This window comes from Nocardia sp. PE-7 (assembly GCF_030486425.1).
Classification (GTDB): Bacteria; Actinomycetota; Actinomycetes; order Mycobacteriales; family Mycobacteriaceae; genus Nocardia; species Nocardia salmonicida_A.
In genome coordinates, this window is record NZ_CP129614.1 from 484,358 (window position 1) to 497,086 (window position 12,729).

17 protein-coding genes are annotated in these 12,729 nt (G+C 65.5%); 14 read left to right on the forward strand and 3 right to left on the reverse strand.

The window, feature by feature from the left end; all coding sequences use genetic code 11:
• Positions 1 to 79: 79 nt before the first annotated feature.
• Together QX204_RS02220 and QX204_RS02225 are read right to left on the reverse strand one after the other, a co-directional pair.
• A complete protein-coding gene (locus QX204_RS02220) occupies positions 80 to 1,429 on the reverse strand; it encodes a SagB family peptide dehydrogenase (RefSeq protein WP_301904947.1) in 1,350 nt (449 codons plus the stop codon).
• Positions 1,430 to 1,468: 39 nt separating this feature from the next.
• Positions 1,469 to 2,446: an ABC transporter substrate-binding protein gene (locus tag QX204_RS02225; RefSeq protein ID WP_301904948.1), complete on the reverse strand. Its 978-nt coding sequence runs from the start codon at positions 2,444 to 2,446 to the stop codon at positions 1,469 to 1,471.
• Positions 2,447 to 2,636: 190 nt separating this feature from the next.
• Between QX204_RS02225 and QX204_RS02230 the strand changes: the two genes are divergently transcribed.
• From QX204_RS02230 to QX204_RS02260, 7 genes are all read left to right on the forward strand, one after another.
• On the forward strand, positions 2,637 to 4,484 hold the full coding sequence (locus tag QX204_RS02230; protein ID WP_301904949.1) for an ABC transporter ATP-binding protein/permease: 1,848 nt from the start codon (positions 2,637 to 2,639) through the stop codon (positions 4,482 to 4,484).
• Positions 4,485 to 4,673: 189 nt separating this feature from the next.
• Entirely contained in the window at positions 4,674 to 5,003 is a 330-nt protein-coding gene (locus QX204_RS02235) for a hypothetical protein (protein WP_301904950.1), read from the forward strand.
• Between the two features lie 256 nt (positions 5,004 to 5,259).
• Positions 5,260 to 5,628 carry a 50S ribosomal protein L14 gene (rplN, locus tag QX204_RS02240; RefSeq protein ID WP_056818394.1) on the forward strand — a complete coding sequence of 123 codons (369 nt, stop codon included), beginning with the start codon at positions 5,260 to 5,262 and terminating at the stop codon, positions 5,626 to 5,628.
• Positions 5,629 to 5,630: 2 nt separating this feature from the next.
• Positions 5,631 to 5,948, forward strand: a complete 318-nt coding sequence (rplX, locus tag QX204_RS02245; RefSeq protein ID WP_056818391.1) for a 50S ribosomal protein L24 — start codon at positions 5,631 to 5,633, stop codon at positions 5,946 to 5,948.
• A 1-nt stretch (position 5,949) separates the two neighbouring features.
• Complete coding sequence (gene rplE, locus QX204_RS02250; RefSeq protein WP_056818389.1) at positions 5,950 to 6,513, forward strand: 50S ribosomal protein L5; 564 nt, start codon at positions 5,950 to 5,952, stop codon at positions 6,511 to 6,513.
• Positions 6,514 to 6,517: 4 nt separating this feature from the next.
• Positions 6,518 to 6,703, forward strand: coding sequence for a type Z 30S ribosomal protein S14 (locus QX204_RS02255; protein WP_056818387.1), 186 nt, complete (start codon positions 6,518 to 6,520; stop codon positions 6,701 to 6,703).
• 184 nt (positions 6,704 to 6,887) lie between these two features.
• The gene (locus QX204_RS02260) at positions 6,888 to 7,100 is read left to right on the forward strand and encodes a hypothetical protein (protein WP_301904951.1); all 213 of its coding nucleotides are present in this window, start codon (positions 6,888 to 6,890) and stop codon (positions 7,098 to 7,100) included.
• Here QX204_RS02260 and QX204_RS02265 read toward each other — a convergent pair.
• On the reverse strand, positions 7,093 to 8,652 hold the full coding sequence (locus QX204_RS02265) for an alpha/beta hydrolase (RefSeq protein ID WP_301904952.1): 1,560 nt from the start codon (positions 8,650 to 8,652) through the stop codon (positions 7,093 to 7,095). The genes QX204_RS02260 and QX204_RS02265 overlap by 8 nt on opposite strands.
• A 361-nt stretch (positions 8,653 to 9,013) precedes the next feature.
• Here QX204_RS02265 and QX204_RS02270 point away from each other — a divergent pair, with 361 nt between their 5' ends.
• The 7 genes from QX204_RS02270 (at position 9,014) to rplO (ending at position 12,696) form a co-directional block, all read left to right on the forward strand.
• Entirely contained in the window at positions 9,014 to 9,745 is a 732-nt protein-coding gene (locus QX204_RS02270) for a YoaK family protein (RefSeq protein ID WP_301904953.1), read from the forward strand.
• A 269-nt stretch (positions 9,746 to 10,014) separates the two neighbouring features.
• The gene (gene rpsH / locus QX204_RS02275; RefSeq protein WP_056818383.1) at positions 10,015 to 10,413 is read left to right on the forward strand and encodes a 30S ribosomal protein S8; all 399 of its coding nucleotides are present in this window, start codon (positions 10,015 to 10,017) and stop codon (positions 10,411 to 10,413) included.
• Positions 10,414 to 10,428: 15 nt separating this feature from the next.
• Complete coding sequence (gene rplF, locus QX204_RS02280; protein WP_301904954.1) at positions 10,429 to 10,968, forward strand: 50S ribosomal protein L6; 540 nt, start codon at positions 10,429 to 10,431, stop codon at positions 10,966 to 10,968.
• A 2-nt stretch (positions 10,969 to 10,970) separates the two neighbouring features.
• The gene (rplR, locus tag QX204_RS02285; protein ID WP_301904955.1) at positions 10,971 to 11,378 is read left to right on the forward strand and encodes a 50S ribosomal protein L18; all 408 of its coding nucleotides are present in this window, start codon (positions 10,971 to 10,973) and stop codon (positions 11,376 to 11,378) included.
• A gap of 31 nt (positions 11,379 to 11,409) precedes the next feature.
• Positions 11,410 to 12,069, forward strand: coding sequence for a 30S ribosomal protein S5 (gene rpsE, locus QX204_RS02290; protein ID WP_056818377.1), 660 nt, complete (start codon positions 11,410 to 11,412; stop codon positions 12,067 to 12,069).
• A 1-nt stretch (position 12,070) separates the two neighbouring features.
• Entirely contained in the window at positions 12,071 to 12,250 is a 180-nt protein-coding gene (rpmD, locus tag QX204_RS02295; RefSeq protein ID WP_056819257.1) for a 50S ribosomal protein L30, read from the forward strand.
• A gap of 2 nt (positions 12,251 to 12,252) precedes the next feature.
• Entirely contained in the window at positions 12,253 to 12,696 is a 444-nt protein-coding gene (rplO, locus tag QX204_RS02300; protein ID WP_056818375.1) for a 50S ribosomal protein L15, read from the forward strand.
• Positions 12,697 to 12,729 lie beyond the last annotated feature (33 nt).

Below are 12,729 nucleotides of genomic sequence, written 5' to 3' on the forward strand. Positions count from 1 at the left end.
GATCTGTCGGAATGCACGTCACATGGTTGGACGCGCGAGACCCGTCGAGGGTTGCATGGTGTGACGTAGATCTCTACCGCTAGCGGGCCGGTGAGCCGACGATGATGCTGCCGACGTTGCACTCCTCGAGTTCGTCGAGTCCGGTGGCGGCGGCGAAAGCGGAGGTGTCGCTGAAGCCTTGGGCGACGACGCCGAGGTTCATGGCGGTGGCGGCCAGGTAGACGGTCTGCATGAGGACGCCGACGTGTTTGAGGATGTTGGCGTAGGCGACCTGTTCGTAGCTCCACATGACGCGGCCCGCGCGGGCCGAAACCAGCAGCAGGACTTGGGGTTGCGCGCCGCCTGCCAGGGTGGCCGAGGTGGATTTGAGGAGCTTCTGGACGGCGGGAGCGTCGGCGAGGGCGACCGGGCGCAGGGCGTGATCGGTCGAGTCGTAGTGGTACATGCCGTTTTCCAGGCCTGCGACATTGCGCACCACGGGGTAGATCTCGAGTTCGTAGGCGCCGCCGCCGGAGGGGTAGGGGCGGGAGCCGTCCTCGCGGGTGCGGGCGGTGCGGAACAACAATTCGCCCAGTTGAACCGAGGTGATGGGAGCGGCGTCGTCGAAGGCGCGGGTGGAGACACGGTCCTCGATGGCGGCGGCCAGGCTCGGGTCGGAGACGCGCAGCGACACCAGGTCCGGCTTCGCAAGGGCGATCGGGTCACCGGCGAATGACGCACGGCGCAGCGGCAATTCGGGGAACTGGCCGTCGGCCCAGCGGGTGGGGCCGAAGTCGTCCCAGGTCACCGTGCGGGCGCCGAGGGTGCTGCGGCGGTGGAACCACAGGTCGGGGGTGTTCCAGGAGCGGGTGGTGAACTCGCGCTCTTCCTCGTCGCCGTCGACCAGGAAACCGCACCACTGCAGGTCCGCCATGAACTGGGCTTTCACGGCGGCCGGCACCGGCGAATCGGCGGCGAGGGGGCCGTCGAGCAGGGCGAGCAGGCGCGGGTCGTGGATGCGAAGGTCGCACCACGCCTGCGGGTGTTCGAGCACGAAGCCCTGGTTGTCACGGTGCAGGACAGCGAATTTCGACAGTGTCGCCGACCAGGTGGGCAGGGCCACCGCGGGGCGAGGGGCGGGGTCGGCGAAGGGTCGGATGCTGTAGAGGTCGCGGCCGCCGTCGCGGACTGTCACCGACAGCCAGCCGCCGTCGGTGAGCTTGCGCATCAGGGCGGTGATGTCGTCGCCCGCCGCCGCGGTCGCCATTTCCGCCGCGGTCGCCGGGCCCTGGTTCAGGGTTTTCAGCGCCTGCAGCGCCCCCGCGCCCAGACCGGTCAGCTTCTCGTTGCGCGGCGGGTTCAACAGCACCGCGCCCGCGGGTGTCGTGAGGCAGGTGACGCCCGCGCGCAGGGCGAAGCGGGTCTGGGCGGGGTAAGCGGAGGCGAGCACGGTGAAATCCTCGGGGGTAGAACCGGTCTGGGGCAGAACCTATTTCGCGGCGGCGGCGAACGCGGGTTCGAGCTTGTCCAGCATGTACGGCACCGACAGCGCGCTCGGCTGGTTGATCGCGCTGATCTCCTGCGTTGTCAGGAACACGACCGAACCCTTGCGCACCGACGGCAGATCGGCGTAACCCGGCAGCTGCCGGTACTTCTCGTCGAGGCCGGGGGAGTAGCCGGCCAGCAGCAGGTCGGCGGTGAGCTCGTCGACCTTCTCCGGCGACAGCGCCAGGCGGCCCTGGTTGGCGGGCATCGCGGCGAGGTTGGCCGGGATGCCCATGCCGAGTGCGGTGAACACCTTGGCCGAACCGTCGTTGGGGTCGGTCAGCACCATCAGCTGCGCGGGGCTCGCGAGCCAGGTGCTGGCGAAGGTCTTGCCCTTCAGGCCGGGGTTGGCGGTCGCGATGGCGGCGACCTTGTCGTCGACCTTCTTGATCACCGCGCTCGCGTCGGACTCCTTGTGCAGCACCTTGCCCAGCGCGGTGACCTGGTCCTGCCACGGGGTGACGGCGTCCTTGGTCAGCGCGGGCAGGGTGGGGGCGACCTTGGACAGGTCGTCGTAGGTCTTCTGGTCGGCGATGAAGGGGTCGGCCAGGATCAGGTCCGGCTCCAGCGCCGCGACCTGCTCGGCGATATTGCCGGTGGTGTTGAGGGCGGTGGCCGACTTCAACGACTCCGGTGTCCACGGCGGGGTGCTCTTGGACACCGCGGAGACGTTGTCGATGTAGCCGACGGGGACCACGCCGAGTGCCAGCGAGGTGTCGAGCCACTGGTTGCCCAGGGCGACGATCTTCTTCGGGGTACCGGGAACGCTGGTTTCGCCGCGGGCGTGGGTGATGGTCACCGCTTCGCCACCGGTCGACGAATCGTCGGATGAGCTACAGGCCGTGACACCGCCGAAGGCGAGGGTGCCTGCCAGCACGGCTACCGCCGTGCGGCGCCACCCGCGTGAAGTCCGAGCAGTCATCGTTGCGTCCCTTCTACCTCGAGGAGTGCTCCTCGAGCGGCCCTGTAGAGCCTGTTCCAGCATAAGTCAGCCAAGGCTAACCTACGTCGGTTTTCGGCGGTCAATCGATGGGCCGAGTTGCGGCCCGGCGAAGACCGCTTCGGCGGGTTAGACTGCGCCGAATTTCGGCCGTCAGGGATGGGATGCGTGCGTGGAGACGTCTAGAGACTGGAGCGTCGAGTGGTTCGAGAGTCTGAAGTGGCTCGGGATCGCCTTCCTCATCACCGCGGTGGCGTTCGTGGTGATCGCCGCACTGCTGCTCAGGCTCACGAAGTGGGGTCGCCAGTTCTGGTCCGTCAGCGGTAACTACTTCCGTGGCGCCGGAGCGTGGCGCGTCTGGCTGTTCGTCGCTGCTCTGCTGTTCATGGCCCTGCTGACGGTGCGATTGAGCGTGCTGCTCAGTTACTGGGGCAACGACATGTTCGCCTCGTTCCAGCTCGCCGCATCAGCGTTGAAATCTGGCGACGACGCGGCACTCTCGGAAGCCAAAACCGGGTTCTGGGACTCGGCGAAGCTGTTCACCCTGCTGATCACCATCTGGACGGTCAAAGAGCTGGTGTATCTGTACGCCAAACTGGCCTTCGACATCCGCTGGCGGGTGTGGCTGACCGATCGGGTCACAACGGACTGGATGGCGGGCAGCGCCTTCTATCGTTCCCGGTTCATCGACAGCACGATCGATAACCCTGACCAGCGAATCCAGGCCGACACCATCACGTTCACCGAGCAATCCCGCACGCTGGCGCTCGGCGCGGTGACGGCCATTGTCTCTGTCGTGTCGTTCACCAAGGTGCTGTGGGATCTGTCGGGGCCGATGACCATTCTCGGCGTCACGATTCCCCGGGCAGCGCTGGTCATCGTGCTCGCCTATGTCCTGGTGTCCACCGTGATCGCTTTCTGGATCGGTCACCCACTGATCCGGATCAATTTCCTTCGAGAGCGTACGACCGCCGACTTCCGCTACGCGCTCGTCCGGGTGCGTGATGCGGCGGAGAGCGTCGCGTTCTATCGGGGCGAGAACGTCGAACGGGCCGGCTTGCTCAGCCGATTCGCCGAAGTGATCCGGGTGCAGTGGGCCTATGTCTACCGGATGCTCAAGTTCGTCGGCTGGAACTTCGTCGTCACCCAGTCCGCCTACCTGTTCCCCTATCTCATCCAGGCGCCACGCTTCTTCAGCGGCGCGATCACCCTGGGTGGGATGAACCAGACGGCCACGGCCTTCCGGGAAATCCAGGACTCCCTGTCCTTCTTCCGTGATTCCTACGACGACTTCGCCGAGTATCGAGCGTCCCTCATCCGTCTCGACGGCCTGCTGGTCGCCAGCGGAGAATCCCGTACCCTCCCCAAGCTTGCCGCTGTCGACCTGGACGACGCCGTGCGCCTGGACAAGGTCGATGTCCGCAAGCCCGACGGGGAAGTGCTCATCGATGACCTGACCCTGCGGCTCGTCCCCACCGACGCGTTGGTCATCAAAGGCGCCTCCGGTAGCGGGAAGACCACATTGCTGCGCGCGCTCGCGCAGATGTGGCCGTACAGCGATGGCGAGATCAGCCGACCGGCGGGCACGGAGACTTTGTTCCTGTCCCAGCTCCCCTATCTCCCGCTCGGCGATCTGCGGACCGCGGTCGAGTACCCGGCCGAGTCCAACGACTCGACCGACGACGCGATTCGCGAGGTTCTCACCAAGGTCAACCTGGGCCATCTCATCGACCGCCTCGACGAAGAGGACGACTGGGCGAAGATTCTGTCCCCGGGCGAGCAGCAACGTCTGGCCTTCGCCCGCATTCTGCTGACCCGCCCCAAGGTGGTCTTCCTCGACGAGGCGACCTCCGCCGTCGACGAGGGTCTGGAGTACTCCCTGTACAGCCTGCTCCGCACCGAGGTGCCGGACACCATCGTCGTCTCGGTGGCCCACCGCAGCACGGTCGACCAGCACCACACCCAAGTCCTCACCCTCACGGGTGAGGGTCCGTGGGAACTGGCACCGGTAGCGGGCTGATACAACCTCGACCTGGTCGAGTAGCGGCCGAGCGAAGCCCTGATCGGGCCTCGCTCGGCCGCTGTCGTCAGGAGGCGCGGCCCGAGCTACCCGTCGCCGGTTCGCTGCCCGCGTTCAGGATTTTCGCCGCCGGCACCCAGGCCCTTCGGACTGTTTGGTCTGTATCGGATCCGTAGGATTGCTGGCACAGTGACCGAGGGGGATGTCGTGGCGAAAATATGGATAGTCGCGAGTGTCGTGCACTACGACGAGAAGGTGCTGCGGGAGATGCCTGATCGGCCGGGTGGGCGAACCCTCGCGCAGTGGCGAGAGCAGTTCGGCGGCTTCCGGGGGTCGGTTCCGATGCCGGGCGGCGGTACAGCCGAAATCTCACTCGCGGCCTTGGATGGGCTGTCCGATCACGCGTATATCGATCTCGCCTGGATTACCAGCACCGATGGCAAGTCGCCGACCGAATCGGAGTTCGTGCCCGGGCAGTATCTCTTGGCCGAGATCGAGGACGAGTCCGGCGACAGTTGACCGCAGTTCGGCACTTCCCCCGCGCGTCGAGTGAGTCGGCCGTGAACGGGTCGGCCTCGGCACCCCGGTTGGGATCGTCCTGGAGCTTCACCTACACTAGAACGGTTGCCTGCGGGAGCTATGCCCCCGCAATCCGGCAGTGAACCCCCAGTGGAAGGTGTTTCCGCTGGCAGGCGCGCGTCCGGAGGGTAACTGACCATGTGCGTCGGGTCGGCAATCCGGCGTACGTATACATCCAGGTCCAGGAGGTGCTGAAGTGATTCAGCAGGAGTCGCGACTGCGCGTCGCCGACAACACCGGAGCGAAGGAAATCCTTTGCATCCGCGTGCTCGGTGGCTCGTCGCGTCGCTATGCCGGTATCGGTGACATCATCGTCGCCACCGTGAAGGACGCCATCCCCGGCGCCAACGTGAAGAAGGGCGACGTCGTCAAGGCTGTCGTCGTTCGCACCACCAAGGAGCGTCGTCGTCCGGACGGTTCCTACATCAAGTTCGACGAGAACGCTGCCGTGCTGATCAAGCCGGACAACGACCCTCGTGGCACCCGCATCTTCGGCCCGGTCGGCCGCGAGCTGCGTGACAAGCGCTTCATGAAGATCGTTTCGCTGGCCCCGGAGGTGCTCTGACTATGAAGGTGCACAAGGGTGACACCGTGCTCGTCATCTCGGGCAAGGACAAGGGCGCCAAGGGCAAGGTCATTCAGGCTTTCCCGGCGACCGGCAAGGTTCTCGTCGAAGGCGTGAACCGCATCAAGAAGCACGTCGCGGATTCCGCGAACCAGCGTGGCGCGTCCTCGGGTGGCATCGTCACCCAGGAAGCCCCCATCCAGGTTTCCAACGTGATGGTCGTCGACTCCGACGGTAACCCGACTCGCGTCGGCTACCGCACCGACGAAGAGTCCGGCAAGCGCGTCCGGATCTCCCGTAAAAACGGGAAGGACATCTGACATGACCACCTCTGAGCAGACTCAGCCCCGGCTGAAGGCGCGCTACCGCGCCGAGATCAAGGACGCGCTGAACGGCGAGTTCGAATACGCCAACGTGATGCAGATCCCCGGCGTCGTCAAGGTCGTCGTGAACATGGGTGTCGGCGACGCCGCCCGTGACGCGAAGCTGATCAACGGTGCCGTCAAGGACCTCGAGCTGATCACCGGCCAGAAGCCCGAAATCCGTAAGGCCACCAAGTCGATCGCGCAGTTCAAGCTGCGTGAGGGCATGCCGATCGGCGCGAAGGTCACCCTTCGTGGCGACCGTATGTGGGAGTTCCTGGACCGTCTCGTGTCCATCGCGCTGCCCCGTATCCGCGACTTCCGCGGCCTGTCGCCGAAGCAGTTCGACGGCAACGGCAACTACACGTTCGGCCTCAGCGAGCAGTCGATGTTCCACGAGATCGACGTGGATTCCATCGACCGCCCGCGCGGTATGGACATCACCGTGGTCACCACCGCGACCAACAACGAAGAAGGCCGCGCGCTGCTGAAGCACCTCGGCTTCCCGTTCAAGGAGAACTGAGCACATGGCTAAGAAAGCACTGCGCATCAAGGCGGAGGCCAAGCCTAAGTTCGCCGTCCGCGCCTACACCCGCTGCCAGCGTTGCGGTCGCCCGCACGCGGTCTACCGCAAGTTCGGCCTGTGCCGTATCTGCGTCCGCGAAATGGCGCACCGCGGTGAGCTCCCGGGTGTGCACAAGAGCTCCTGGTGAGCTTGCGCTCGGAGTGAGCGCACCCGCCGCCTAGGCGAAATATCGACGAAGGCACGGACTTCCGACGGGAGTCCGTGCCTTCGTGCGTCTACCCGGCCTGATTCAGGATTGTGGAGTGTCATCAAGTTGGATGAAATGTTTGCATTTCACTCCAAGGGTGGCCGCCGGTGTGTTCTCTTGGCGCATGAAGAAGTTCGCCACAGTCGCTGTTCTTTCCGTCGCGCTCCTCGGGGCGCCTGGTGTTGCCTCCGCTGCCCCCAGCGGCGGTTCCGGGTCCGGGGGTGGATCGGGGTCGTCGGAGACGCAGTTGATCTGCTCACCGATCGCGCAGTTGTTGTTCTCCACGGGCAGCGTGGAGAAGCCGCCGCTCTACGACCTGCTCTGCCTGTTCAGCTGAACGGTGAGCGGTCGATTCCGCAGCTGACGCCGGCGGGCGGGAGTTGGGCGGTGAACAGGTAGTCGCGTTTGAGGTGTTCGGCGCAGGTGCTCTGGACGTACATGGAGCTGTGGCCCGCGCCTTCGATGACGACTACCTGGGCCCGGTTCAGTTGGGCCGCACCGGCTTTGGCGCCCGCTAGGGGAGTGGCCGGGTCGTATCGGCTGTTGAGGACGAGGATCGGGGCGGCGGTTTCGCGGTTCCACGGACCGGTGTAGCGGTCTCGGTCCTCGCCCTGCCAGAAGGCGCAGGGGGTGGCGTTGAAGACGGCGGTTCGGCCGAAGTAGCGCGACTGGAGGTCTTCGGCTGCGGCCACCCTGCTGTAGACGGCGGGGTCCGTGGGGACGGTGCTGTCGGAGCATTGGATCGTGTAGAAGGCCTCGACGCGGTTGGCGGGGTGGTTCTCGGCGAAGAGGGCGTCGGGGACCCTGGCGGGTAGCACCGTTGCCGCGTCGAAGAGGCTCTGGAGGAAAATCGCCAGGTCGGGGTAGGTATCGGGGCGCGAGAGGCTGCCCGCGGCGCTCACAATCCGGGAGAAGGTCCACGGGGTGCCGTCGACCGTGATCGGGGCGAGGCGCGCTCGTTCGGCCAGTGCGATCCACTTGAGTTTCGGGTCGCCCTCGGCGAACGCGCAGCGTGGGCCCGCGGCGGAGCAGTCGCGCAGGAAGGTGTCGAAGGTTTCGGCGATGCCCGCGGCCACGCCCTGGCGGGTATCGAGGGGCAGGTTCACGCCGTCGGTGCCGTGGCCGTTCGCATTCCCCTCGAAGTCGAGGGAACCGTCGAGCGCCATCGCGCGGACCCGCCCGGGGAACATGTTGGCGTAGACCGCGCCGACCTGGGTGCCGTAGGAGATGCCGTGGTAGGTCAGGGACTCGTCACCCACCGCGCGGCGCAGCAGGTCGAGGTCGCGGGCGGTGTTCGCGGTGGAGGCGTGATGCAGGATCGGCCCCGCGTTCGCGGCGCAGCGGGCGGCGATATCGGCGGAGGCGGCGAAGAACGCGGGCTCGTCGCGCGGATCGGTGGGGGTGCCGGGGAAGGAACCCAGGTACGCGTCCTGCTCGGCGGCGCTGGAGAAGCACTGTGTGCCCGCGCTGCGCGAGACCGAGCGTGGATCCCAGGAGACCAGGTCGAACCGGGCGCGCAGTTCGTCGGAGAACAGCCACGGCCAGCGGGCCCGCTCGCGGAGGCGGTCGACGCCGGACGGCCCTGGCCCACCGAAGTTGACGAACAGGGTTCCGATGCGCCGAGCGGGATCGGAGGCGGGCAACTTGATGACCGCCAGGTCGATCTGCGCGGCCTGCGGGCTGTTGTAGTCCAGCGGCACCTGAGCCAGTGCGCACTCGAATCCGTCCGCGCAACCCTCCCAGCCCAGCGTCGGGGTGGTCGTCGCGTCGGCGAGCTGGTCGACGTAGGGATCGGCCGAAGCGCGCGCGGGTGCGACGAGCGCGCCGATCCCGAGCAGTACGGCGAGCAGATAAGCCGAGCCCCGGCGGCGCGCACAGTGGGAAGACAACGGCCGAGCCTCCTGCGCAGATCCGACGAACCTCGCGAAGCTACCACACTCGTGAGCAGCGCTCACGAACGCAAAGTGGTTGGTATCTAACACAATTCGATGGGCAGCGCGGATCGGCCGCCGGCCTGCGGCGGCATCGTCGCAGGTCGCGCGTGGACACCGGCCGGAATTGTCTTCGATTTCCCGGTTACTTCGGTATTACCGGCACCTCATAATCCTGTGTCTTTCCCGAGAATGTGATCTCCGAACTGGTCGGAAATTTATTTCGTGGCTACTGTCGAGGTCGTTGCGCAATAATGCAGCGTGCAGATGGGCGTCAGTGTCGATCCCTTGCCGGAGTAAATGCAGAGGATGTGAAATTGTGACTCTGACCACAGAAAACAAGCCTCGTGACGTGGCCCACCGGGCGCCGCTACGCGGGATGCCCGCGGGTGCGATGCCGATGGTGGCATTTCTTTCGATATTGGCCGGATTTATCGGCGCCGCCGCATATACACATTCCGCCGGATATTTCGTGACATTTATGACCGGTAATACCGAGCGCGCCGTTCTCGGCTGGTTCGACAATGATCAACTGCTGGCCACCGGGGCTATTACGCTGCTTTTCTCGTTCGGGCTCGGCGTGTTCGTGGCCTCGCTGCTCCGGCGGCGGCTGTGGCGTAGCGGTCACTACGGCGCGTCCGTGGTGACCACCGTGGCGCTCGCCGTGGCCGCGGTCGTCGACTACGCCCTCGACCGCACCGGCGGGCAGGAGGTGGGATTCATCCCGATCGCGTTCGTCGCCTTCGCGGTGGGCGCGCTCAACACCGCGTTCGTCAAGAACGGCGAGACCAGCGTTCCACTCAGCTACGCCACCGGCACGGTCGTGAAGCTCAGTCAGGGCATCGAAAGCCACGTCAGCGGCGGCAGCTCGCGCGATTGGCTCGGCTACGGCCTGCAGTACGCGGCCTTCGCGGTCGGTGCCCTGCTCGGTGGCTTGATGAGCATGGTGGTGGGTGGTGAGATGATGCTGATCGTCGCCGCCGGTGTCTCGGCCTCGGCGATCCTGATCACCTACAAGACGGGCGCGAAGGTCGATCACACGGCCGCGTGACGGATATCGCCCCGGTTCCTTGCCCCCCGAGTTTGGTCCTGACCACGGCATTGCCTACACTAGAGCGGTTGCCTGGGCAGATCTGTGTCCGCTGCGCGCTTCGGCGCGAGTGGGACCGTGCCAGGCGCCGAGAGCTCGCAAGAGAACTCATCCGGTCGGCAAGTGCCGACCGGACCAGCCGAATTGTTGTAGGCCCACGGTCACCTGCGCGCGAGCGTGCGGGAGATGTTGTATGGGAACCGCAGCGAGAAAGGTGTCGAGGTCTAACCATGACCATGACTGATCCGATCGCAGACTTCTTGACGCGTCTGCGCAACGCCAACTCGGCGTACCACGATCAGGTGAAGGCGCCCCACTCGAAGATCAAGGTGAACATCGCCGAGATCCTCAAGCGTGAGGGCTACATCGCCGATTACCGCACCGAAGACGCGACCGTTGGCAAGGCCATCGTCGTCGATCTGAAGTACGGCCCCAGCCGTGAGCGCAGCCTGCAGGGCCTGCGTCGCGTCTCGAAGCCGGGTCTGCGTGTGTACGCGAAGTCCACCAACCTGCCCAAGGTCCTCGGCGGCCTCGGCGTGGCGATCATTTCCACGTCGACCGGTCTGCTCACCGACCGTCAGGCGGCCAAGCAGGGCGTCGGGGGCGAAGTCCTCGCCTACGTCTGGTAAGGGAGGTCAGGACTAATGTCGCGTATTGGTAAGAAGCCCATCGAGATTCCGGCCGGCGTCGACGTCAACATCGACGGCCAGGTTGTCACGGTCAAGGGGCCCAAGGGCACCCTGTCGCACACCGTGGCCGAGCCCATCATCGTCACCAAGAGTGAAGGTAATGAGCTCGAGGTTGCTCGTCCCAACGACGAGCGCGCGAACCGTTCGCTGCACGGCCTTTCCCGCACCCTGATCGCCAACATGATCGAGGGTGTCACCAAGGGCTACGAGAAGAAGATGGAAATCTTCGGCGTCGGTTACCGCGTTCAGGCCAAGGGTTCGAACCTCGAGTTCGCCCTCGGTTACAGCCACCCGGTGCCGATCGAGGCCCCGGCAGGCATCACCTTCGCGGTGGAATCGCCCACCAAATTCTCGGTGTCCGGAATCGACAAGCAGGCGGTCGGTCAGATCTCCGCTGTGATCCACGGACTGCGTAAGCCCGACCCGTACAAGGGCAAGGGCATCCGCTACGCCGGCGAGGTCGTTCGCCGCAAGGTCGGAAAGACGGGTAAGTGATCATGGCGCAAACTGCTAACCAGAAGGCCAAGCGGATTCCGCTCGGCAAGGATGCTTCGACGAAGCGTCGTCTGTCGAAGACTCGCCGTCACTTCCGTCTTCGTAAGAAGGTCGAAGGCACCACCGAGCGTCCGCGCCTGGTGGTCAACCGCTCCGCGCGCCACCTGCACGCTCAGCTGATCGACGACTCGGTGGGCAAGACCATTGCCGCCGCTTCCTCGATCGAGGCCGACGTGCGTGCGTTCGAAGGTGACAAGTCCGCCAAGGGCGCGAAGGTCGGTCAGCTGATCGCCGAGCGTGCCAAGGCTGCCGGTATCGAGGCGGTCGTGTTCGACCGTGGTGGTCACGACTACCACGGCCGTATCGCGGCGCTGGCCGATGCCGCTCGCGAAGGCGGGCTGAAGTTCTGATGACCATTATTTCCAACGGAAGGAACGTCTGATGCCGGGACGTCAGCGGCGCGACGGCGGCGGCGGACCCGCCGGACCGAACAGCAACAACAACAGCAACGCCGGTGGCCCCGAGGGCAACCGTCGTGGCGGTGGCGATCGTCGCGGTGGTAACGACCGTGGCGGTAACGCGGCCGAGAAGAACCAGCTCGAGCGCGTCGTCGCGATCAACCGTGTCTCCAAGGTCGTGAAGGGTGGTCGTCGCTTCAGCTTCACCGCCCTCGTGATCGTCGGTGACGGCAACGGTCTGGTCGGCGTCGGCTACGGCAAGGCCAAGGAAGTTCCCGCGGCCATCCAGAAGGGTGTCGAGGAGGCTCGTAAGAGCTTCTTCCGCGTCCCGATGATCGGCTCGACCATCGTCCACCCGGTTCAGGGTGAGGCGGCGGCCGGTGTGGTCATGCTGCGTCCGGCTTCGCCCGGTACCGGTGTGATCGCCGGTGGTGCGTGCCGTGCCGTGCTCGAATGCGCCGGTATCCACGACATTCTGTCGAAGTCGCTCGGTAGCGACAATGCGATCAACGTCGTTCACGCGACAGTTGCCGCGCTCAAGATGCTTCAGCGTCCCGAAGAGGTTGCCGCACGTCGCGGTCTGCCGATCGAGGATGTCGCTCCGGCGGGCATGCTGCGTGCGCGTGCAGGACAGGGAGCCTGACATGGCTGATCTCAAGGTGACTCAGATCAAGAGCACGATCGGTGCCAAGTCGAACCAGCGCGACAGCCTGCGGACGCTTGGTCTGCGGAAGATCCGCCAGTCGGTGGTTCGTGAGGACAACGCTCAGAACCGCGGTCTGATCAACGTCGTGCGCCACCTCGTAACAGTTGAGGAGGTCTAGACATGACCATCAAATTGCACCACCTGCGTCCCGCCCCTGGCTCCAAGACCGAGAAGACCCGTGTGGGTCGCGGTGAAGGTTCCAAGGGTAAGACCGCCGGTCGCGGTACCAAGGGCACCAAGGCGCGCAAGAACGTCCCCGCGGCGTTCGAGGGTGGCCAGATGCCGCTGCACATGCGTCTGCCGAAGCTTCGCGGCTTCACCAACCGCTTCCGGGTCGAGTACCAGGTCGTCAACGTTGGCCGCATCGCTGAGCTGTTCCCGCAGGGCGGCACCATCGGCAAGGCCGAGCTCGTCGAGGCCGGCGCCGTTCGCAAGAACGAGCTGGTCAAGGTTCTCGGCGACGGCGAGATCGGCGTCGCCATCCAGGTGACCGCCGACAAGGTGACCGGCTCCGCCAAGGAGAAGATCACCGCAGCCGGTGGCACCGTCACCGAACTGGCCTGACGGTACTCTGAAGAGCAGTCGACACCGGACGAG

What these genes read in the sequence shown, in the direction of transcription:
- QX204_RS02225 (WP_301904948.1), bottom strand. Translation starts at nt 2,446, where the DNA reads ATGACTGCTCGGACTTCACGCGGGTGGCGCCGCACGGCGGTAGCCGTG.
- rplX (WP_056818391.1), top strand. Translation starts at nt 5,631, where the DNA reads ATGAAGGTGCACAAGGGTGACACCGTGCTCGTCATCTCGGGCAAGGAC.
- rplE (WP_056818389.1), top strand. Translation starts at nt 5,950, where the DNA reads ATGACCACCTCTGAGCAGACTCAGCCCCGGCTGAAGGCGCGCTACCGC.
- QX204_RS02255 (WP_056818387.1), top strand. Translation starts at nt 6,518, where the DNA reads ATGGCTAAGAAAGCACTGCGCATCAAGGCGGAGGCCAAGCCTAAGTTC.
- QX204_RS02260 (WP_301904951.1), top strand. Translation starts at nt 6,888, where the DNA reads ATGAAGAAGTTCGCCACAGTCGCTGTTCTTTCCGTCGCGCTCCTCGGG.
- rpsH (WP_056818383.1), top strand. Translation starts at nt 10,015, where the DNA reads ATGACCATGACTGATCCGATCGCAGACTTCTTGACGCGTCTGCGCAAC.
- rplF (WP_301904954.1), top strand. Translation starts at nt 10,429, where the DNA reads ATGTCGCGTATTGGTAAGAAGCCCATCGAGATTCCGGCCGGCGTCGAC.
- rplR (WP_301904955.1), top strand. Translation starts at nt 10,971, where the DNA reads ATGGCGCAAACTGCTAACCAGAAGGCCAAGCGGATTCCGCTCGGCAAG.
- rpsE (WP_056818377.1), top strand. Translation starts at nt 11,410, where the DNA reads ATGCCGGGACGTCAGCGGCGCGACGGCGGCGGCGGACCCGCCGGACCG.
- rpmD (WP_056819257.1), top strand. Translation starts at nt 12,071, where the DNA reads ATGGCTGATCTCAAGGTGACTCAGATCAAGAGCACGATCGGTGCCAAG.
- rplO (WP_056818375.1), top strand. Translation starts at nt 12,253, where the DNA reads ATGACCATCAAATTGCACCACCTGCGTCCCGCCCCTGGCTCCAAGACC.